The organism is Antribacter gilvus (assembly GCF_003946865.1).
Taxonomy (GTDB): domain Bacteria; phylum Actinomycetota; class Actinomycetes; order Actinomycetales; family Cellulomonadaceae; genus Antribacter; species Antribacter gilvus.
Genome location: NZ_QXTH01000001.1, coordinates 336,502 through 357,158, shown reverse-complemented (window position 1 = coordinate 357,158; position 20,657 = coordinate 336,502). Strand labels below are relative to the sequence as shown.

The 20,657-nt window shown below is 71.6% G+C and carries 19 protein-coding genes, 1 tRNA gene and 1 pseudogene; 15 read left to right on the top strand and 6 right to left on the bottom strand.

The annotated features are described in order from the left end of the window. Positions 1 to 203: 203 nt before the first annotated feature. Positions 204 to 1,328 carry a LacI family DNA-binding transcriptional regulator gene (locus D1350_RS01545; protein ID WP_125773159.1) on the top strand — a complete coding sequence of 375 codons (1,125 nt, stop codon included), beginning with the start codon at positions 204 to 206 and terminating at the stop codon, positions 1,326 to 1,328. Between the two features lie 19 nt (positions 1,329 to 1,347). Here D1350_RS01545 and D1350_RS01540 read toward each other — a convergent pair whose 3' ends face one another. Both D1350_RS01540 and D1350_RS01535 read right to left on the bottom strand, forming a co-directional pair. Beyond that, on the bottom strand, positions 1,348 to 2,346 hold the full coding sequence (locus D1350_RS01540; RefSeq protein WP_125773157.1) for an NAD-dependent epimerase/dehydratase family protein: 999 nt from the start codon (positions 2,344 to 2,346) through the stop codon (positions 1,348 to 1,350). 117 nt (positions 2,347 to 2,463) lie between these two features. Continuing rightward, positions 2,464 to 5,016 carry an ATP-dependent Clp protease ATP-binding subunit gene (locus tag D1350_RS01535; protein ID WP_125773155.1) on the bottom strand — a complete coding sequence of 851 codons (2,553 nt, stop codon included), beginning with the start codon at positions 5,014 to 5,016 and terminating at the stop codon, positions 2,464 to 2,466. A 216-nt stretch (positions 5,017 to 5,232) separates the two neighbouring features. Here D1350_RS01535 and D1350_RS01530 point away from each other — a divergent pair, with 216 nt between their 5' ends. From D1350_RS01530 to D1350_RS01515, 4 genes are all read left to right on the top strand, one after another. Further along, entirely contained in the window at positions 5,233 to 5,859 is a 627-nt protein-coding gene (locus tag D1350_RS01530; protein WP_240643812.1) for a hypothetical protein, read from the top strand. 121 nt (positions 5,860 to 5,980) lie between these two features. Then, entirely contained in the window at positions 5,981 to 6,946 is a 966-nt protein-coding gene (locus D1350_RS01525; protein ID WP_125773940.1) for a universal stress protein, read from the top strand. Positions 6,947 to 7,083: 137 nt separating this feature from the next. Further along, complete coding sequence (locus tag D1350_RS23535; RefSeq protein ID WP_164544990.1) at positions 7,084 to 7,890, top strand: hypothetical protein; 807 nt, start codon at positions 7,084 to 7,086, stop codon at positions 7,888 to 7,890. A gap of 26 nt (positions 7,891 to 7,916) precedes the next feature. Beyond that, positions 7,917 to 8,507, top strand: a complete 591-nt coding sequence (locus D1350_RS01515) for an alpha/beta hydrolase family protein (protein WP_125773151.1) — start codon at positions 7,917 to 7,919, stop codon at positions 8,505 to 8,507. A gap of 26 nt (positions 8,508 to 8,533) precedes the next feature. On the opposite strand, the gene def is transcribed toward D1350_RS01515, so the two are convergent. Next, positions 8,534 to 9,214, bottom strand: a complete 681-nt coding sequence (gene def / locus D1350_RS01510; protein WP_125773149.1) for a peptide deformylase — start codon at positions 9,212 to 9,214, stop codon at positions 8,534 to 8,536. 84 nt (positions 9,215 to 9,298) lie between these two features. On the opposite strand from def, the gene D1350_RS01505 reads away from it, so the two are divergent. Next, positions 9,299 to 9,970, top strand: a complete 672-nt coding sequence (locus tag D1350_RS01505; protein ID WP_240643811.1) for a UdgX family uracil-DNA binding protein — start codon at positions 9,299 to 9,301, stop codon at positions 9,968 to 9,970. Positions 9,971 to 10,107: 137 nt separating this feature from the next. Here the strand turns inward: D1350_RS01505 and D1350_RS01500 are convergent. Next, positions 10,108 to 10,443 (bottom strand): annotated as a pseudogene (locus tag D1350_RS01500) (ribosomal maturation YjgA family protein); the annotation flags it as partial. 67 nt (positions 10,444 to 10,510) lie between these two features. Here D1350_RS01500 and D1350_RS01495 point away from each other — a divergent pair. The 9 genes from D1350_RS01495 (at position 10,511) to D1350_RS01455 (ending at position 18,762) form a co-directional block, all read left to right on the top strand. After that, the gene (locus D1350_RS01495) at positions 10,511 to 10,957 is read left to right on the top strand and encodes a GNAT family N-acetyltransferase (protein ID WP_125773145.1); all 447 of its coding nucleotides are present in this window, start codon (positions 10,511 to 10,513) and stop codon (positions 10,955 to 10,957) included. A gap of 1,124 nt (positions 10,958 to 12,081) precedes the next feature. Further along, positions 12,082 to 12,816: a GntR family transcriptional regulator gene (locus D1350_RS01490; RefSeq protein WP_164544989.1), complete on the top strand. Its 735-nt coding sequence runs from the start codon at positions 12,082 to 12,084 to the stop codon at positions 12,814 to 12,816. A gap of 134 nt (positions 12,817 to 12,950) precedes the next feature. Next, positions 12,951 to 13,370 carry a plasmid replication, integration and excision activator gene (locus D1350_RS01485; protein WP_125773141.1) on the top strand — a complete coding sequence of 140 codons (420 nt, stop codon included), beginning with the start codon at positions 12,951 to 12,953 and terminating at the stop codon, positions 13,368 to 13,370. A gap of 1 nt (position 13,371) precedes the next feature. Then, on the top strand, positions 13,372 to 14,982 hold the full coding sequence (locus D1350_RS01480; protein ID WP_206074382.1) for an ATP-binding protein: 1,611 nt from the start codon (positions 13,372 to 13,374) through the stop codon (positions 14,980 to 14,982). Then, on the top strand, positions 14,979 to 15,614 hold the full coding sequence (locus D1350_RS01475; RefSeq protein WP_125773139.1) for a DUF2637 domain-containing protein: 636 nt from the start codon (positions 14,979 to 14,981) through the stop codon (positions 15,612 to 15,614). The genes D1350_RS01480 and D1350_RS01475 overlap by 4 nt, the downstream gene beginning before the upstream one ends. Continuing rightward, positions 15,611 to 15,913, top strand: a complete 303-nt coding sequence (locus D1350_RS01470) for a hypothetical protein (RefSeq protein ID WP_125773137.1) — start codon at positions 15,611 to 15,613, stop codon at positions 15,911 to 15,913. Before D1350_RS01475 ends, D1350_RS01470 begins: the two co-directional genes overlap by 4 nt. Then, positions 15,910 to 17,481 carry a replication initiator gene (locus D1350_RS01465; RefSeq protein WP_125773135.1) on the top strand — a complete coding sequence of 524 codons (1,572 nt, stop codon included), beginning with the start codon at positions 15,910 to 15,912 and terminating at the stop codon, positions 17,479 to 17,481. Before D1350_RS01470 ends, D1350_RS01465 begins: the two co-directional genes overlap by 4 nt. Before the next feature lie 40 nt (positions 17,482 to 17,521). Beyond that, positions 17,522 to 17,683: a helix-turn-helix transcriptional regulator gene (locus tag D1350_RS01460; RefSeq protein ID WP_240643810.1), complete on the top strand. Its 162-nt coding sequence runs from the start codon at positions 17,522 to 17,524 to the stop codon at positions 17,681 to 17,683. Next, positions 17,680 to 18,762 (top strand): tyrosine-type recombinase/integrase, encoded by a 1,083-nt coding sequence (locus tag D1350_RS01455; protein ID WP_125773131.1) that lies wholly within the window; start codon positions 17,680 to 17,682, stop codon positions 18,760 to 18,762. The genes D1350_RS01460 and D1350_RS01455 overlap by 4 nt, the downstream gene beginning before the upstream one ends. 61 nt (positions 18,763 to 18,823) lie before the next feature. Here D1350_RS01455 and D1350_RS01450 read toward each other — a convergent pair. Next, positions 18,824 to 18,896, bottom strand: a tRNA-Thr gene (locus tag D1350_RS01450). 150 nt (positions 18,897 to 19,046) lie between these two features. Next, positions 19,047 to 20,612 carry an alpha/beta hydrolase gene (locus D1350_RS01445; protein ID WP_240643809.1) on the bottom strand — a complete coding sequence of 522 codons (1,566 nt, stop codon included), beginning with the start codon at positions 20,610 to 20,612 and terminating at the stop codon, positions 19,047 to 19,049. Positions 20,613 to 20,657: the final 45 nt, after the last annotated feature.

Here is a 20,657-nt window from a genome sequence, read left to right as displayed (position 1 = left end):
CTCGAAACTATCGGCTTCGAAACCGATATCTATTAACCGGGACAGTAGGGTCCGGGTACGGGAGCGTCAAGACGAGGTCGGCTTGTTGGGGGTTACAAAACGATATCGGTCCGGGTTGGCCCCATAATTTGATCGAGGATCAGTACCTGTGCGCCGCCGCCGGAGGCGTACGCTGTGACGAAAGTTGCGAAGGGTGACCAACCATGACCGAGGCCAGTGCTGCCGCAGATCCCGTCCCTGACCAGGGCACGGAGGTGACGCCGCAGCGTGCGGCGGGACTGGCACTGCCGGGCGTGGCCTCGCCGGTCACCCGCTCCGCGACCATCGCCGAGATCGCCCGCGAGCTCGGGGTGTCCGTGCCCACCGTCTCGAAGGTGCTCAACGGGCGCAACGACGTGGCGGCCCGCACGCGGGAGCGCGTCGAGGAGGCCCTCGAGCGCCACCAGTACCGGCGGCGCCGGTCAGGAGTGGTGCCCGAGGGCACCGGCCTGGTCGACCTCGTGTTCCACCGGCTCGGCTCCGCGTGGTCGATGGAGATCATCCGCGGCGTGGAGGCCGCGGCGGCCGAGGCCCGGATCAGCGTGATCCTCTCCGAGCTCGGGGGGAAGCACCGCCCGCCGCAGACGTGGCTCGACACGACGATCGCGCGTCCGCCGCTCGGCGTCCTGCTCGTGGCCGCCAACCTCACGCCGGCGCAGCACCAGCTGCTCGACCGTCGTGCCATCCCCTATGTCGTCATCGACACCGACGGGGAGCCGCCCGCGGACGTCGCCGCCGTCGGCTCGGACAACTGGAACGGCGGCCTCGTCGCCGTGCGCCACCTGCTGGGGCTGGGGCACCGGCGGATCGCCGTCATCACCGGCCCGGAGGACATGCTCTGCAGCCGGGCACGGGTCGACGGCGCACGCTCCGCCCACGAGGAGGCGCGCGTCCCCTTCGACCCGTCGCTCGTCCGGAGCGGCAACTTCTACGTCGAGGCGGGGTTCGAGCACGGGTACGACCTGCTCTCGGGGCCGGACCGGCCCACCGCGATCTTCGCCGGGTCCGACATGCAGGCCCTCGGGGTGCTCCGCGCCGCCCGCGAGCTGGGTCTGCGGGTCCCTCAGGATGTCTCCGTCGTGGGGTACGACGACCTTCCCCTGGTGAGCTGGGTGGGGCCCGCCCTCACGACCGTGCGGCAGCCCTTGTCCGAGATGGGGTCCGCCGCCACGCGGATCCTCCTCGACCTCGTGCGCGGCCGCGAGCCGCAGGTGCGGCGGCTGTCGCTCGCGACCGAGCTGGTGGTCCGGGAGTCGACGGCCCCGCCGGCCGCCCCCGTGCGGAGGTAGGCCGGCGGGAGTCGCGGCGTCAGAGGGCTCGCGCGTGGGCCACCAGGCGGTCGAACGCCGCGTCGAGCTCCGGGTCGGCCACCTGCGCCCCCGGGTGCGCGTCGAACCACTCGATCTGCTCCACCGCACCCTGGTCGTACGTGATGGTGGTCCCGAACTCGGGCACGAGCGCCTTCACCTTGGCGGCGTCGAACACCATGGAGTGCGCCTTGTCGCCCAGCAGGCCGGGGCCGACCTCGGGCAGCACGCGCGCGATCGTCTCCGACGCCACGTGCACCAGCTCGGGCTCCGGCACGCCCGCAGCCGCCCCGAGCCACCGGTAGATCTGGTCCCACGTGGGCGCATGGGTGCCCGTGACGTGGAACATGTCGCCCACCGCGAAGGGGTTGCCCAGGAGCCCCACGAAGCCGACGGCGAAGTCGTCGGTGTGCGTGAGCGTCCACAGCGAGCTGCCGTCGCCGTGCACGACGACCGGCCTGCCCGCCCGCATCCGCGCCACGTCGGTCCACGCGCCCGTGGTGGGCAGCAGGGTGCGGTCGTACGTGTGCGACGGCCGCACGATCGTGGCCGGGAAGCCGTTCTCCCGCAGCTCCCGCACCAGCAGGTCCTCGCAGGCGATCTTGTCGCGCGAATACTGCCAGAAGGGGTTGTGCAGCGGCGTCGACTCAGTCACCGGCAGCCTCGCCGGCGGCGTCTGGTACGCGGACGCCGACGAGATGAACACGTACTGGCCGGTCCGCCCGGAGAACTGCGCCACGTCGCGCGCCACGTGGTCGGGGGTGAACGCCCGGAACTGGGCCACCACGTCGAACTCGCGGTCGCCCAGGGCCGCGGCCACCGCGTCGCCGTCGCTCGCGTCGGCGGTGAGGGTCTCCACCTCGCCGGGTAGCGGACGGGTCGTGGAGCGGCCGCGGTTCAACACCGTCACGCGGTGCCCGAGCCGCACCGCCCGGGCCACGCTCGCCGCGCTGATGATGCCGCTGCCGCCGATGAACAGGATGCTCTTCGCTGAAGCCATGCGGCCATGGTGCCACCCGCCGAATCGTTTCGGGAGTGCCGAGAACGAAAGGGGTCACCTCCCGTACGGGAGGTGACCCCTTTCGTCGTCGGGCACCCAGGGGGCCCCGGCTGCCGGCTACGCGCCCGCGGCCATCTCGCCCGTGGGCGGGGCGTCGCGCGGCGCGAGACCGGCGCCGGCCGGGACCGACTGCGGCTCGACCGCGTGGCCGTAGTCCGGCTTCGGCACGCCCTTGATCTTGAACTCGCCGAGGATGCCCTCGCCCTCGCCGTCGATCACGACCAGCTGACCCGGCTTCAGGTCGCCGAACAGGATCTTCTCGCTCAGCACGTCCTCGATCTCGCGCTGGATCGCCCGCTTGAGGGGGCGCGCACCGAGGACCGGGTCGTAGCCCTTCTCGGCGAGCAGCTTCTTCGCGGCGGTCGTGAGCTCGATGCCCATGTCCTTGTCGCGGAGACGCTTGTCCAGCTTCGCGATCTCCAGGTCGACGATCTGGATGATCTCGTCCTGGGACAGCTGCGGGAAGACCACCGTGTCGTCGACCCGGTTGAGGAACTCAGGCCGGAAGTGCTGCTTGAGCTCGTCGTTGACCTTCGCCTTCATGCGCTCGTACGACGTCACCAGGTCGCCGCCGGCGTTGAAGCCGGTCTGGAGGCCCTTGGCGATGTCCCGGGTGCCGAGGTTCGTGGTCATGATGATGACGGTGTTCTTGAAGTCGACCACCCGGCCCTGCGAGTCGGTCAGGCGACCGTCCTCGAGGACCTGGAGCAGCGAGTTGAAGATGTCCGCGTGGGCCTTCTCCACCTCGTCGAACAGGACCACGGAGAACGGCTTGCGCCGCACCTTCTCGGTGAGCTGACCGCCCTCGTCGTAGCCGACGTAGCCAGGAGGCGAGCCGAACAGCCGCGAGACCGTGTGCTTCTCCGAGAACTCCGACATGTCGAGCTGGATCAGCGCGTTCTCGTCCCCGAAGAGGAACTCGGCGAGCGCCTTGGCCAGCTCGGTCTTGCCGACACCCGTGGGGCCCGCGAAGATGAACGACCCACCGGGGCGCTTCGGGTCCTTGAGGCCGGCCCGCGTACGGCGGATGGCCTGCGAGAGCGCCTTGATGGCGGTCTCCTGACCGACGACGCGCTTGTGCAGCTCGTCCTCCATGTGGAGCAGCCGCGAGGACTCCTCCTCGGTGAGCTTGATGACCGGGATGCCCGTGGACATCGCCAGCACCTCGGCGATGAGCTCCTCGTCCACCTCGGCGACGGAGTCGAGGTCGCCCGACTTCCAGGCCTTCTCCTTGTCGGCCCGGAGCTGCGTGAGCTGCTTCTCCTTGTCACGCAGGCCGGCGGCCTTCTCGAAGTCCTGCTCGTCGATCGCGGACTCCTTCTCGCGCCGCGCCTCGGCGATGCGCTCGTCCAGGACCTTGAGCTCCGGCGGCGCCGTCATACGACGGATCCGCAGGCGCGCACCGGCCTCGTCGATCAGGTCGATCGCCTTGTCCGGGAGGAACCGGTCGTTGATGTACCGGTCGGCGAGCGTGGCCGCGGAGACCAGCGCGGTGTCCGTGATGGACACGCGGTGGTGCGCCTCGTAGCGGTCGCGCAGGCCCTTGAGGATCTCGATGGCGTGCTCGAGCGACGGCTCGGCCACCTGGATCGGCTGGAAGCGACGCTCCAGGGCCGGGTCCTTCTCGACGTACTTGCGGTACTCGTCGAGCGTGGTGGCGCCGATGGTCTGCAGCTCGCCACGAGCCAGCATCGGCTTGAGGATCGACGCCGCGTCGATCGCGCCCTCGGCAGCGCCTGCCCCGACGAGGGTGTGGATCTCGTCGATGAACAGGATGATGTCGCCGCGGGTGCGGATCTCCTTGAGCACCTTCTTGAGGCGCTCCTCGAAGTCACCGCGGTAGCGGGAGCCGGCCACGAGGGCGCCGAGGTCCAGCGTGTAGAGCTGCTTGTCCTTGAGCGTCTCGGGAACATCCCCGCGCACGATGTCCTGTGCCAGGCCCTCCACCACGGCCGTCTTGCCGACGCCGGGCTCGCCGATCAGCACCGGGTTGTTCTTGGTGCGGCGCGACAGCACCTGCATGACCCGCTCGATCTCCTGCGTGCGACCGATGACGGGGTCGAGCTTGCCTTCGCGGGCGGCCTGGGTGAGGTTCCGGCCGAACTGGTCGAGCACGGCCGAGCCCGCGGGCTGACCCTCCTGGGGACCGCCCGTGGCGACCGGCTCCTTGCCCTGGTATCCGGACAGGAGCTGGATGACCTGCTGACGCACCTTGTTCAGGTCCGCGCCCATCTTGGTGAGCACCTGGGCGGCCACGCCCTCACCCTCGCGGATGAGGCCGAGCAGGATGTGCTCGGTACCGATGTAGTTGTGCCCCAGCTGCAGCGCCTCGCGGAGCGACAGCTCCAGCACCTTCTTGGCGCGCGGCGTGAACGGGATATGGCCGCTGGGCGCCTGCTGACCCTCACCGATGATCTCGGTGACCTGGGTACGCACGCCGTCCAGCGAGATGCCGAGCGACTCCAGGGCCTTGGCGGCCACGCCCTCGCCCTCGTGGATGAGGCCGAGGAGGATGTGCTCGGTACCGATGTAGTTGTGGTTGAGCATCCGCGCCTCTTCTTGGGCGAGGACGACGACCCGACGGGCTCGATCCGTAAATCTCTCGAACATGTGCTGCTCCCTCACGAGCGGCGTTACCTTCACCGGCATCTGTATCCGGCGTACCAGGCCTGACCGCATCGACTCTATGCGCTCCCAACGTGCCCATGGGCCGAGTCATGCCCTTGTTCGCCAGGGGCGTGACAATCCGCGCGCCGGTCGTTGACCGTAGGCGCTGCACAAGGCAGGCTCGTGCAAGACCCGAACGGGCGCTCGCACGGAGCGTCCGTGCCCATCGGCACCCGGGGAGGTGGCATGCCGGAGGAGTCCCCCGAGTCCTGGGAGCAGATCGTCGCGCGCTTCGCTCGTTTCTCCGGAGTCGTCGGAGAGGTCCACGACCCGCTCACGTGGGGCCTCGACCTCGAGGAGGAGACGGTCACGGGCGTCTCCGACGGCCAGGACCCCACCGAGGAGCGTTTCCTGCGCGCCTATCGCACGTTCTCGGGCGAGGCGCTGGAGGTCGAGACGCTCCGCGTCCCGGCCACGGAGGCGCAGGTCGAGGACATCGTGCGCGCCGCGTGCAGCGGCGCGCTCGCCGCCCCCCTGCACGCCGACGTGGACACGGACACACCCGACCCTGCCGACTTCGCCGAGGCGTACCAGGACTACCGCAGCGCCATGCGCGCCATCGTCGCCGAGGTGGACGAGGTGCCGTGCGAGTCGCGGGAGTTCGTCGTCGACGGCGCGGCGCAGCAGTGCCTGCGCGTCACCGTCCGCGACGTCACGGCCCTCTACACCTCGGCGGCCGACCGGGCCCTCGTCGTGACCGGGCCCGCCGACCTCGTGGACCGGGTGGACGTGGTGACGCGGCCCATCCGGAACCTGCTGCACGGCGACGACGGGCCGCGATTCTGAACCCGGCGGGGCAGGGAGACCGGGCGGCGCACGTCGTCGACCCTGACCACGCCTACGATGCGGCAGGAGGCCCTCGCAGAGCGTCGCGGGCTCGCCCCGGAGCAGAAGGCAGGTGGAGCACATGCACGGCATCGTCGTCGGTGTGAACGGTTCGGCCGAGTCGGACCAGGCGCTGGACTGGGCCCTTCGGGAGGCCGCTTCCCGGGGGGTTCCCCTGACCGCGGTCATGGCCTGGAAGCCCGGCTCGCGTGCCACCGAGCCGGCCCAGTTCGAGCAGGCCTCCGAGCGCAAGCACGACGAGTGCCTGACGCAGCTCGACCTGGCGCTGGCGCGCACGGGAGTCGACGTCGCGGCGCAGATCCAGCTCGTCGAGGGCCCCGCGACCGAGACCCTGCTGACCGCCCAGGAGGGCGCAGACATGCTGGTCCTCGGACGGCGCAGCCTCGGGCGCGTCGGGCGCCTCGTCCTCGGTTCCACCTCGTCGGCGATCGTGGAGAGCGCCACCAGCCCGGTCACGGTCGTGCGCCGCACCGAGGTGCCCGACGCCGGTCGCTCGCCTTCGGGGGAGATCTCGCCCGGGGCGGGGGTCGCCCTGGAGTCGGGGAGCGCAGAGCCGGGGGGCACCGCGGAGGACTCCCCGGCGGCCGAGGCCGGCGCGCCGCGGGTCGTCGTGGGCATCGACACGTCGGAGCCGAGCATCGCGGCGCTGCGGCACGGCGCGGAGGTCGCGAGCCGTCTCGGCGGCGTCCTCGACGCCGTGTTCGCCTGGCAGATCACGACGCTGGCGCCGCTCCCCGGGTCCTGGGGCTGGGCGCCGCCGCTGGACGAGTACGAGCGGTTCGCGGCCGGCGCGCTCGACGCAGCCGTGGCCCAGGCCGGGCTCGACCTCCCGGCGGACCGCGTCCTGCGCCGTGTGGTCCACGGCCCCGCCACCGGCAGCCTCGTGGAGGCGTCGCGTGGAGCGGAGCGGCTCGTCGTCGGCAACCGCGGGCTCGGCGGCTTCGACCGTCTGCTGCTCGGGTCCACCAGCCGGCAGGCGCTCGAGTACGCGCACTGCCCGGTGACCGTCGTGCGCTCCGAAGGGTGATATCGATCCCGCAGGGTGCTCGGGCGAACCATGTCGCGGCAGGCCGCCGGTAGGATCTGGCCACCGCGGTCCGGCCCTGGGCCGCCCGTCTCGAGCCACCCCGCCGGCCGGCCGCCGGCCGCACCACCGGAGGAATCGTGAAGCGATCCGTCGCGCCGTCGCCGCAGGTCGCACGTCTGTCCGCCCGACCGGTCGGCCGTCTGCGCCGGTGGTCGACCGTGAGCGCCGCGCTGCTCGCGAGCGTGCTCGCCGTCGCCCTGCCGGCTGCGCCCGCGGCGGCCGAGGACCGGATCCTTGAGGTCACCGCCGACGGCGTTCGGTTCGTCTCGGACAACCAGCGGGTGGACATCACGTACACGGTGTTCGACAGCAACTTCAACTGGCTCGCGAACTACCGGGACTCGGTCCCCGGCAGCGGGCGCAACGAGATGTTCGTCGCCTTCGACGAGGCAAAGTCCGACTATCCCGACGGATACTGCGTCACGAACGTGTGGGTCGAGGACGCCGGGTCGTGGCAGGGGTGGGCCCAGCACGCCAAGTGCTTCAAGCCCGAGAAGGAAGAGTCGCAGCCCACCCCGACGCCCGCCCCGCCCGCCCCTGCGCCCGCTCCGCCGGCGCCGCCGGCCCCTGAGCCGCCTGCTCCCGCACCAGCCCCTACCAAGGCCGCCCCCAAGCCCGCGCCGGCACCCAGCCCCGCGCCGTCGGACACCCCGAGCCCGACCCCGTCGGACACGCCTACGCCCAGCGCCACGCCGTCGGCCTCCCCGTCGCCCAGCCTGAAGTCGCCGCTCGCGGGCGCGCACGCCGACAAGAACCCGCCGCCTCCGGTCCCTGCCGACGACGACCCCATAGCCGCGGGTCTCGGGTGGATCGCCGTCCTCTTCAGCGGGCTCCTCGTGTCCGCCGGCGGCTGGCTGCTGATCGCCCGGGTCCGGGGGCAGTAGCCGCGCGGCTCGGCAAGACTGGGAGCATGACCGGCCCCGAGCGAGCCCGCCCCGCAGGACTGGTGCTGACGCCGGGCGCCGGGGCCGGGCGCGACCACCACACCCTCGTCGCGGTCGAGGACGCGGTGGCCGCCCTCGATCCGGCGGTCCCGACGCTCCGCCTCGACTTCCCGTACCGGATCGCGGGGAAGCGGATGCCGGACCGCGCACCGGTGGCGGTGGCCCACCTCGGGGAACAGGTGGGCGCCTGGGCCGCCGAGCTGGGCGTCGAGCCGGGCCGGCTGCTCCTCGGCGGCAGGTCCTACGGCGGGCGCATGTGCTCGCTCGCGGTGGCGGAGGGGCTGCCCGCCGCGGGGCTCGTCCTGCTCAGCTACCCGCTGCACCCGCCGGGCAGGCCGGAGAAGCTGCGCGTCGAGCACTTCCCCCAGCTTCAGGTACCGGTGCTCCTCGTCTCCGGCACCACGGACCCGTTCGGCACGCCCGAGGAGCTGGCCCGGCACACCGCCGCGATCCCGGGCCCGGTGACCACCGTGCACCTGCCCGGCGCCCACGACCTCCGCGGCCGGGACGACGACGTCGCGCAGGCCGTCGCGAAGTGGGTCGCGGCGCTGACGTGAGTGGAACCGCCGAACCGGCGGAAGACTTACTTGCCCGGGGGCTGCTCCGGGTACTCGGCCGGGGCCATCTCCAGCTCGATCGCGATCTCGTGACGGCCGGCGAGGACGTTCGCGCGGTTCTCGTCCCGCTGCCGCAGGGCGTCCTGCTGCAGCTCGGGGCTCAGGTGGTCCCAGTAGAGCAGCCCGTCGAGGTGCTGCGTCTCGTGGATGAAGCACCTCGCGAGATAGCCCGTGGCCGTGAGCTGCAGCGGCCCGCCGTGCTGGTCCACCCCGCGCACCGTGGCACCGCCCGGCCGCTCGAGCGGCTCGAAGGCACCCGGCACGGAGAGGCAGCCCTCCTCCTCGACCTCGGGCTCGGCCTCGAGGTCGACCTCGAGCTCCGGGTTCACCACGTGACCCACGTGCCGGTCGCCGTTCTCGTCCGTGAGGTCGTAGACGAAGACGCGCAGGTCGGAGCCCACCTGGGTCGCCGCCAGACCCACGCCCTCGGCCACCTCCATGGTGGTGAACATGTCGTCGATCAGCCGGGCGAGCTCAGGGGTGGAGAACTCGGTGACACGGCGCGTGGGGGTATGGAGCACGGGCTCGCCGATCTCGGTGATGCGCAGCGGTCGCCCGCGCAGCACCTCCGGGGCGATCGCGGGGTAGTCCTCCACGGGCTCGCCCAGCAGATAGGTCACAGGCTTGCGCTTGCCGAAGCTCCACATGGGACACGAGATTAGCCGCCGTCCGCGGCGTCCGTGTGCCGGTGACGGCCGCCCGGGCCATGGTGGGACGAGGAGGTGGTGCGCGTGCCGGCCGACGGGACCAGCAGGCCCGGCGCCCAGGAGTGGGTGCCGCCCGACGCCGACGTGGAGCGGCTCACCGAGGCGGCGCACGCCTGCCGTGGCTGCGAGCTCTGGGCCGGGGCCACGCAGGTGGTGTTCTCGGCCGGGCCGCCCGACGCACGGATCGCGCTGGTCGGCGAGCAGCCCGGCGACCGCGAGGACCTCGAGGGCGAGCCGTTCGTGGGCCCGGCAGGGCGGGTGCTGGGGGAGGCGCTCGGCGCGGCAGGCCTGTCCCCCGACGACGTGTACGTGACCAACGCCGTCAAGCACTTCCGGTTCGAGCAGCGCGGCAAGCGGCGCCTCCACAAGACGCCGGACGTGGCCCACATCCGTGCGTGCCTGCCCTGGCTCGCGGCCGAGCTGGCGGTGGTTCGGCCGCGCGTCGTCGTCGCGCTGGGCGCCACCGCCGGGCGAGCCGTGCTGGGGCGCACCGTCCGGATCGGGGCCGAGCGCGGCCGGGTGCTCGACGGCGAGACGGTGCCCGGCCCCGGAGCCGACGACGGCTACGCGCCCGGCGTGGTGCTCACGACGCATCCCTCGGCCCTGCTGCGCCTCCGCGAGAGCGCCGACCGCGAGGCAGCGATGACTGCCCTGGTCGCCGACCTCGCCGTGGCGGGTGAGGCCGCGGGGCGGTGAGACCGCGACGCCCCGGCGCCGAGTGCCGGCGCCGTGGGCCTCATGCCGGGAGGTCCGCGCCGTCCGAGGGCCACCGACGGTGACGTTCGGCTGACGAGCAGCACCGCGAGGCCCCACCCGGCCAGGGCACCGACCGCGTACCAGGGCAGGTCCGGGGCGTTGAACGTGGAACCGAGCACGAGCCGGGCCAGCAGGTGCTCCGAGAGCGCCGCCGGCACCCCCGTGAGCTGGAACAGCTCGACGGCGACACTGATCGCGAGGGCGACGACGGCCGCCCCGACCGGGCGCGTCCGCGGGGCCACCACGAGGACCAGCCAGACGAGGAGCACCGTGTACAGGGCGTCCCCGGCGAACTTCGCGAGGTCGCCGGTGAGGGCCGCGCGGACGCCGAGGCCTGCGGCGACGGTAAGGACCGCGGCGACCGCGGCTCGGGTCCGGACAGCGCGTGGCACGGGTCGCCGGGTGGGATCCATGGCCGCATCCTGTCAGACGGCCTGGCGGCCCTCGGAAGTGTCGGAGGTGCTCGCTAGCATCGCGAACATGGCCTCCTACCGGCTCGCTGAGCTGACCCCCGACAACATCGGCGAGGCGTTGCGACTGGAGGTGGGGCCAGGTCAGGACACCTTTGTGGCGTCCGTCGCCGACTCGCTGGCCCACGCGTACGTGTCGCCGTCGGCGTGGCCCCGGCTGGTGTACGACGGCGACGCGGTGGTCGGCTTCGTGATGGCCAACTTCGAGCCGTACCACGAGATCGAGGAGCTCCAGTGCGGCATCTGGCGGCTCCTCGTCGCCGCCCACGCGCAGGGCCGCGGCGTCGGCCGCTTCGCCGTCGAGGCTGTCGCCACCGAAGCCCGGCGGCGCGGGCAGTCCCGGATCACCGTGCTCTGGGTGCCCGGCGAGGGCGGCCCGCAGGACTTCTACGAGCGGATGGGGTTCACGATCACGGGCAAGCTGTTCGGCCAGGTCGTGGGGGCGAAGCAGATCTAGGTGGCCGCGCGCACCCCGCGCTACCGCCGACCAGGTGGTTGTTCCCCCTTTGAGGCCGGGACGGGGAACAGTTACCTGGTCGGCGGCCGACTGGCTTGGCAAGGACATTGGCGTCGAGGAAGACAATCGGCAGCAGATCAGTCGTCACCGAGCAGGTCCGCCTCGATGTCGTCGATGCTCGCCTCCGACGTGGGCGCCGTCGATCGCCTGAACGGGGGCGAGGAGCGCGAGTGGGACGGGAGGATCACTCCCCATACGTTCCGACAGACGGTCGGGACCGCCGTCGAGACCACCGGAGCATCCTGGAGCGGTTCGCCGCGTCATAGTGGTGAGTTCCTGGTGAGCCAGCACCATGTAACACAAACAGCGAGGCCCGGAATCCGCAGGATTCCGGGCCTTTCTGAGCCGCCTGTGGGAATCGAACCCACGACCTTCTCATTACGAGAGCGACCAGTGGTCCGGCGGGCGGTTCGCATCGGCATGACTCCGCGTGCATGGCGTGCATCTCGACCACGGGTTTTCGATCCGGGGGTGCGCCGGGGGTGCACGGTTCGCGAGCGGGTTGTGGGCTGTGCCCATGGGTGGGGTCCTCGGTCCCCGTCTCCCTCCGGCCCTCGGCGCGGGGCCGTCTCGCACACGGGTTCTGCCGTCATGTCTACCCCTGGGCCTCGACCTCGGAGCCCGCAGCTGCAAGCCCTGGTCCGGCCCAGGGGTAGACATGCCGGCGGGTTCCGTGTGAGGCTCCGCGTCGGTCGAGGGCCGGAGGGAGACGGGGACCGATCCCCTGTCTCTTTTCGGTTCCGGTTGACCCCCGGCGGGCTGTAGTTCGGTGAGAACGGAAGATCGTGTGACGGCTTCGAGACTGGAGTACTGGTCTCGGGGCCGTCTTCGTCGTTCTCGTGTTCGGCTCGCCGGGTGGGGTGCGACGGGGTGCGCGGAGGCGCTTGCGCCGGAGCGCGGGGCCCTGTCGCGGGGCCCCGCCCGGGCGGGCCGTACGCGCGGCGAAGCCGCGCCTTGAACCAGTAAGGAAACTCCTCACGGCCGGTCCGGACTGCGGGCAAAGGGTTCAACTGCGGTGTACTACCGGCGTATGGTGTTCTAGGACGCCAACCCGAGGAACAGTTGTGACTATCGAACGATCCGAGCACCCATACCTACAGATCGCCCAGCAGATCCGCGCCGATATCGAGTCGGGGGCGCTCCCCGTCGGCAGCAAGATCCCTTCCGCGCGCGAGATTCGCGATCGCTGGGGCGTAGCAATTGCCACCGGCACCAAGGTCCACGCACACCTTCGGAGCCTCGGCCTTGTCGAGCCGGTGCCCGGTGTCGGTACGGTGGTTCGGGCTCGCTCCGTCGAGAGCAGCGGCCGCGCCTACTTGAAGCGTTCCGCCTCCGCCGAGGGGCAGATCTACGGCGGCAAGAAGCGGGCCCGCGTCATGTCCTCCGAGATGGTGGATGCTCCCGGCTACGTCGCGGAAGCGCTGGGCGTGCCGGACGGCTCGCCTGTCGTGCGGCGAGAGCGGGTCAGTTTCGCGGGCGAGGTGCCCGTGTCGGCATCGGTGTCGTGGATCCCGGGGGCCTACGCCGAGGGTGCCCCGCAGCTGCTATCTACGGAGCGGATTCCCAAGGGCACGTTCGGCTACCTGGCCCAGACGCTCGGGCTTCGCCTCGCGTCCGGCAGGGAGATGCTGAGCGCCAGCGCGGCCACGGCCGCCCACGCGGATGCGCTCGGTGTACCCGAGGGGTCGCCGGTGCTGCTGACTCGTTCCTGGTTCCTGGCAGAGAGCGGTCAGATCTTGGAGTACGGCGAGGGCGTCAACCCGGCTGACTACTGGCTGACTCACGAGTTCACCGCCTGACCGCTTCTGTATCGACGCAGGTCACGAACGAGTTCCCCCGACTTCGGCTCTCCCCCTTGGCAAGGTGTCCTAGTACGCGTACGCTCGTGTCCTAGGACACCAAGTCGGTGTCTACGAACAGGGGAGATGCAGACATGGCGATGCAGAAGCGGTTCGTGGTGGGTCACGAGGACGTGTTCCCCAAGGGGGCGTTCCTCAAGGGTGAGGTCGAGCCGGTGCTCGACTTCCAGGCGGAGAAGAAGGCGGACGGTTCGCGTCCGCAGCAGCGGGACAAGGAGACGGGCCTGCTGCTGTGGCAGGTCGTGGTGCTGGACGCGGACGAGGAGGCGGGCAAGAAGGACACGGCGGTGACGGTGAAGATCGCCGCGCCGCACCAGCCGGTGCCGCCGCAGAACAAGACGCCGTTCCCGTGGACGCCGGTGGAGTTCATCGGGCTGTCGGCGCTGCCGTACGTGGACGACAACGGCAACCGGCCGCGTCTGGCGTGGTCGTTCCGCGCTGAGGGCCTGTGCGCCCCGGGCGAGTCGGCCAAGGCTGACAAGGCGGCTGCCTGAGATGACTGAGACGACGGCGGGGGCGGCAGGCGTGGGTGTGTCTGCCGCCCCGGGGGTCAGGGCTCGTCGCGTGGCGCGGGTCTCGTGGAAGGTGCTGGGCCTGGTGGCCCGGCTGTGCTGGCGGTGGCTGGCGTGGTGCTGGCGTGCTCGGGCGTGGGTGGCGCTGTGCCTGGTGGTGGCCGGGTTCTGCTGGATCGGGTACCGCATCCAGCCCGACCCGATGCGTGAGGCGGCGCTGCGTGCGGCGTGGGGCTCGGTGGCCGTGGGCGTGCTGCCGGGTCTGGTCGTGGTGGTGTGGCGGCAGGTGACGGGCTGGACGGGGCCGAAGGTCGCCCCGCAGGGTCCGGGGTTCGTCGTCGCGCAGCGGGTCTCTGCCCGGTGGCCTTCGGTCGCTGCTGAGTGCGGTATCTCCCGGTCGGTGACCGGTCCGGCTGGTCCGGTGGTGACGGCTCCGCCGCTGATCCGGGTCCGGGTGACCGATGGTGTGGTCACGCTGCGTATCCGGGCTCTGGTCGGGCAGACGCTGGACACGCTCGAAGGCGCGGTGCCGAAGATCGCCACCGCGTACGGCGCGCTCGGTCACGTCGCCAAGCCCGCGGGCCCCACGGATCTTGACCTGTCCCTGGTCCTGACCGAGCACCTGGGCGCTGGTGGTGTCGCTCCGCTGCCGGAGGCCGTGACGACGGACGTGGTGCCGATGGGTCGTCGTCAGGACGGTTCGCGCTGGGACTTGCAGGTCATGGGCAGGCACACCCTCGTGGTCGGCTGCTCGGGCTCCGGGAAGGGGTCGATGTTCTGGGGCGTGGCCGGTGGCCTGGCCCCGGCGGTGGCGCAGGGGCTGGTGTGGCTGTGGGCGATCGACCTGAAGCGAGGTGTCGAGGCCCGGATCGGTGCGCCGCTGTTCTGCACGATCGCGGACTCGCGTGAAGAGGCGATCGTGGTGCTGCGGCGGCTGCTGGAGGTGATCGAGCGTCGCGGTCGTGCGATGGCCGGGCAGACCCGCCAGCACGTCCCGACGGCCTCCGAGCCGCTGCACGTCCTGCTGATCGATGAACTCGCGGCGCTGACCGCGTACGGGGACAACGAGACCAAGGCCGAAGCCTCCCGGCTGTTCGCCGAGATCCTGACCCAGGGCCGGGCGCTCGGCGTCGCGGTGGTGGCGTGCGTGCAGGACCCGCGCAAGGAGACCGTCCCGGCCCGTGGCCTGTTCACTCAGACGATCGCGCTGCGGCTGCGCTCGGCGGACGAGGTGCGGATGGTGCTCGGGGACGGTATGGCCGGCGTCGCTCCCGCGCACCGGATCAACCCGACCCACCAGGGCACCGCGTTCGTCGTGAACGATGACGGCACCACGGACAAGGTCCGCGCCGTGTACTGGCCGGACGACCTGATCCGTGAGACGGCCGCGACGTACCCGGCTCCGGTCCGGTTCGCCCCCGACGCTCCCGCAGCTGCTCCGGCTGTGGTGGCTGAGCCTGCGCCTGCTGAGGGTCCGGGCCTGGTCGTGGTCCCGGACGGTGACGCTCCGGCCCGGCCGCGTAAGCCTCGCGCCCCGCGCAAGCCTCGTGCTCCTCGGGCGGCTGCGGCTGCCTCGAAGGACGGTGCAGCATGAGCCGCCCCGCCGCTCGGATCGCTGCCGACTCGCGGTCGGTCCTGGCCTTCACCGTCGTCCTGACGGTCGCGGTCGCGCTGGCCTCGTTCGCCCTGTCGTTCTCCTCGCTGCGCGACGCCGCGCTGTGGGGTCGGGTGCCCGAGGGCATCGCGTTCCTGGTCCCGGTCGTGATCGACGCTTCCGTGCTCGTCTACGGCCTGGTCGCGCTCGTGCTCCGTGCTCGTGGTCGCTCGTCGGCCTGGGCGTGGTTCCTGATGCTCGGCTTCACGGTCGTGTCGGTCGGGGCGAACGCCGCGCACGCCTACGACGTGGGACCGCAGCTGCAAGCCCTGGTCGGCGTGGTCCTGGTCGCCCTCGCGCCGCTGTCGGTGCTGACCTCGACGCACGCGCTCGCCTCCCTCGTGGTCACCGACGAACCCACGCCGGAGCCCGCTCCCGCCGTCGAGCCGGTGCCGGTCGTGGTGCCGGAGCCCGTGGCCTCCGTGGTGGTCGAGCCCGTGCCGGTGGTCGAGTCGGAGCCCGCACCCGTGCCGGTGGCTGCTGAGCCGGTGGCCCGTCGTCCTCGGCTCGGTCGTCTCGCGGTCTCGCAGGACACCCTCCCGGGTCTGGACGTGGCGGGGGTGACGGCATGAACACGTCGTGGATGCTCGGTGCGCTGTGTGCCCATCCTGAGGTGCGCGATCTGCCGTGGACCGCTGAGGACGCCTCGTCGTGGGACCGGGTTCGCATGGCCAAGGTCTGTGCTGCGTGCCCGGTGCTGGCGGCGTGCGACGTGGCCACGGCAACGACGGAGACCACGGCGGGGTTCTGGGCCGGTCACGACCGCACCGTCCCGGACCTGGCGGACCTGCCCGACGCTGAGCCGGTCGAGCAGCTGCACCCGGTGCAGGACACCCTGCCGGGTCTGGAGCACCTCGGGCGGGCAGCATGACCGCCACGCTCACCGGGTTCCCGGGGTTCGGGCCGGATGCGCCTCTGGACCTCGGGGACCTGTCCGGCGCGGCGGTGGCGGGGATCCTCGGGCGGCTGCGGGACAAGTCGATGCTGGAGTTCGCCGAGACCGCGGAGCGGGTCGGGTTCTGCTCGCACCCCATCCGGCTGGTCGGGTCCTCGATGACGGTGGACGCGCGCACGGGTGAGGTGCTGGGCTCGTTCGCGTCGAAGGATGCCCCGCTGGGTGAGTTGTACACCCCGTGCGGGAACCGGCGTGCGGACGTGTGCCCGGCCTGCTCGCGCGTGTATGCCCGGGACACGTTCGAGATGATCCGGGCCGGTGCCCTGGGCGGCAAGACCGTGCCCGCGAAGGTCGCTGACAACCCGCTGGTGTTCGCGACGCTCACCGCGCCGTCGTTCGGGCACGTCCACGCGATCCGCACGACGGAGGACGGGAAGAAGGTTCTGCCGTGCCGCCCGCAGGGCAAGGGCAAGACGTGCCCCCACGGCCGGCCGATGTGGTGCTGGACCAAGCACACCGACACCGACGCCAAGGTCGGTGAGCCGCTGTGCCCCGACTGCTACGACTGGTCCTCGGCCGTGGTCTGGCAGTGGTGGTCCCCAGAGCTGTGGCGGCGGTTCACCATCGCGCTGCGCCGCCGGTTGGCGTTCCTGCTCGGGACCTCGGAGTCCGGGCTGCGCGAGCGGGCCCAGGTCGAGTACGCCAAGGTGGCCGAGTTCCAGGCCCGGGGCATGGTCCACTTCCACGCCCTGGTGCGCCTGGACGGCCCGAACACCGCCCCGAAGGACGCGCGCCTGTCCGGTGCCGGGAACCCCGCCCCGCTGGACGGGCAGGCCCTGCAAGCCGCCGTCGAGCACGCCATTCAAGCTGTGGAGTTCACCGCTCCTCCGGTCGACGGTGCAGACGCGCCGCGCTCCCTGTCCTTCGGGGCGCAGTGGGACGTGCGGATCGTGCGCACCGGCCTGCCGGACAACCCTGACGGCACCGACGGGCTGACGCCTGAGCAGGTGGCCGGGTACCTGGCGAAGTACTCCACCAAGTCCACCGGGGCCGACCCGGCAGCGCCCCGCCCGCACCTGGCCCGGATGGTCCAGACCGCCCGCTGGCTCGCCGAGCGTGCCGCCACGGCATGCCGCACCTGGGACGGCCCGGACCGTAACGACGACGACGGCTGCTGGTGCGGTGAGTGCGTCACGGGCCCGTACCGGCTGCTGGGCAAGTGGGCCCGGATGCTCGCCTTCCGTGGGCACTTCTCGTCCAAGTCCCGCGCCTACACGATCAGCCTCGGACGGCTGCGCACGGCTCGAGCCCGCTACGCACGCCTGCGCGCTGAGGCAGACCGCGCGGGCGAACCCCTCGACCTGGCCGACCTCGAAGCGCGGCTCCTGGCGGCCGACGCCGAAGAGACAACCCTCGTCATCGGCTCCTGGGACTTCCACGGCTCCGGCTGGCTCAACACCGGAGACAAAGCCCTCGCAGACGCCGCAGCTGCACGCGCCCGCGAATACGCCAAGTGGAAGGCCAACAACCGACACACCGCGTGAGACCCCACGACACGGAGGGCAGGGGGAGATGGACCAGTACATGACGACAGAAGAAGTGGCGGCGTGGCTGCGCGTCGCACCGTCGACCGTGTGCCGGTGGCGCATGGCTGGCAAGGGCCCGAGGGTGACGTGGCTGTCCCCCTCGCTGCCTCGTTACCGCCGTGACCACGTCACGGCCTGGCTGGAGAAGGTGGCGGCATGACGGTCACGAAGACGCCGGGCGGCCGGTGGCGAGCGCAGTTGAAGAGCGGGCGACAGTTCATCGCGTCCCGCACGTTCGATGAGAAGCGGGAGGCGGTGGCCTGGCTGAAGCGTGAGCGGGCCGCGCTCGATGGTGGCTTCGATCCTCGGGCGGGCAAGGAGCGCGTGAGCGTCGTTCTGGTGCGCTGGCTCGCGGTCCGTAGTCGCACGGTCGCAGTCAAGACGTACCGGGCCGATGCGGACCTGGGCAGGCTGATGCCGACAGCGCTGCAGAACCTCCATCTGTCGGCCGTGACGGACCGGGAGGTCTCGCGCTCGTTCGAGACGCTGCGTGCGTCCGGGCTGGCTGAGTCGTCGGTGGTCCGGTACCGGGCGAGCCTGTCGGCGTTCTTCGCCTGGTGCGTCCGGGAACGGCTGATCGCGGTGAACCCGGTCACGGGCGTCAAGGTGCCCCGGTCCTCGGAGGAGAAGGTGGAGATGAACCCGTTCACCGAGGCGGAGTTGGAGCAGCGTCATGCGGTGTGGGCGGCTCGGGATCAGCGGCTCGCTGACATCCTGCTCGTGCTCGGCTGGACGGGCCTTCGGTGGGGTGAGGCGCGGGCGCTACAGGTGGCAGACCTGATGGAGGTTCCGACGCCGGGCCTGCTCGTGCGGCGGTCGCAGTCCGAGGGGATCGACCGGAAGGCGACCAAGGGCGGGCGGTCCCGTCGCGTGCCGCTCGCGGATCGTGTTCTGCCGATCGTGCGCGAGTTGGCCGAGGGCAAGAAGCCGCACGACCTGCTGTTCACCACGACGCGCGGGGCGCAGCTGCACCGGGCTCCTGTCCTGCGGACGCTCGACGCCAAGAACACGTTCGGGGGGCGTCGGATTCACGACCTGCGGCACACGGCGGCGTGCCTGTGGCTGACCTACGGGGTCGATCCCGGGACGGTTCAGGCGTGGTGCGGACACGAGTCGATCGCCACGACGAACCGGTACGTGCACTTCCTCGGGACGGGTGCCGACAAGGCGGGTCTGGACCGGCTCAACAGGGGCGGGGGTGCGCGGGGGGTGCGCGACGACGAGGAGGACACGGCGTGAGACAGCAGAAACCCCGCCTCACCGGGGACGAGTTCCCTGGTGGAGCGGGGTTTCTGTGCGGAGCCGCCTGTGGGAATCGAACCCACGACCTTCTCATTACGAGTGAGACGCTCTACCGACTGAGCTAAGGCGGCGCGCCCAACGTCGACCTCGCGTGACCGCGTGGCTCGGGGAGCGGCCCCAACTGTACCCAACACCTGGCCCAGACTCCAAAGCGAAACCTGCGGCCCCCGTCACACCTCGCCCGCCCGGCCCGAAGCCCGGCAAGCGCCCCCGCCGGAACCTCAGCAGGTGAGCCCGTCGCGGGGCACCGTGCCGTCTACCAGGTAGTTCTCCACAGCACCGGCGATGCACTGATTGGAGCGCCCGTACGCGGTGTGCCCCTCGCCCTCGTACGTCACCAGCACGCCCGACTGGAGCGTCGACGCGAGGCCTTCCGCCCACTTGTAGGGCGTCGCCGGGTCGTTCGTGGTGCCGATGACGACGATGGGTGCGGCGCCCGGGGCCGACACGTCGTACGCGTCCTGGACCGGCGGGAACGGCCAGTCGACGCAGGAGAGGCCCGAGTACGCGAAGAACGACCCCACGGTGGGCGCCACCTGCTCGATGTGGCCGGCGAGGTCACGCATCTTGCCGAGGTCCTCCTCCGCCTGGTCGTCGAGGCAGCCCACGGCCTTGAAGACCTCCGTGGAGTTGGACTTGAACGTGCCGTCCGAGTTGCGGTCGTTGTAGAAGTCGGCGAGGTACAGGAGCGTGTCACCGGTGCCCTCCTGGAACACCTCGGTGAGCGCCTCCGTGAGGATCGCCCAGTTGCCCTCGTCGTAGAGCGTCACGGCCACGCCGTAGAAGGCGAGCGACTGGGTGACCTCGCGCTTGCCGGACGTCGGGATCGGGTGGTCCAGGGCGTCGTCGAGCATGGCCCGCACCTGCCGGAGCCCGGTGTCGACGTTGCCGCCCAGCGGGCAGTTCGGCCCGTCCTGGCAGTCGGCCACGTAGGCGCGCAGCGCGTTCTCGAAGCCGACGGCCTGCTCCTCCGCGATCTCGTCGGAGCCGAGGGTGACGTCCACGGCGCCGTCGAGCACGAGCCGGCCCACCCGGTCCGGGAAGAGGCCTGCGTAGGTGGCGCCGAGGTCGGTGCCGTAGGAGTAGCCGAGGTAGTTCAGCTTCGGGTCGCCGAGCACGGCGCGGAGCATGTCGAGGTCGCGGGCGACGCTCTGCGTGTCGACGTTGCCGAGGAGGGCGCCGGTGTTCTGCGCGCAGGCGGCGCCGAACTCGCGGACGTTCTGCGCCATCTCCTCGAGGCCCTCCTCGTCCTGCGGGTACGAGGCGGTGAGGTACTCGTCGAGGCCTGCGTCGTCGAGGCACACCACCCGCGTGGACCGGCCCACTCCGCGCGGGTCGAAGCCCACGATGTCGAACCCGTCGCGCAGTCGCCCCCCGAACCTGTCGATGCCCTCGACCAGCTCGACCCCGGAGCCGCCCGGCCCGCCCGGGTTGATCAGCAGCGACCCCACCTTGTTCCCCCGGGCGGGTGCCTTCTTGAGCGCCACCTCGATGGTGCCCGACGCCGCGTCCTGCCAGGAGAGCGGGGCGTCCGCCGTGGCGCACTGGAACCCGCTGCCGCAGTCGGTCCACTCGAGCAGCTGGCCGTAGTAGGCCTCGAACCCGGCGGGCGCTCCGGCTGCCGCCCCGGCAGCCACGGCGTCAGGGTCGGGGGTGCCGGCGACGGTCCCGGGCTCGGCGAGCGTCGTCTGCACCTTGGGGGGCGCCGCGCACGCAGCGAGAAGCAGCACCGTGGCCAGGACGCAGGAGACGACGGCCGCGGGCGAACGGCGAGCGGGGCGAATCACCCGCACAACCTATCGGTACTCACCGGGCACTTCTTGACGGTTCCC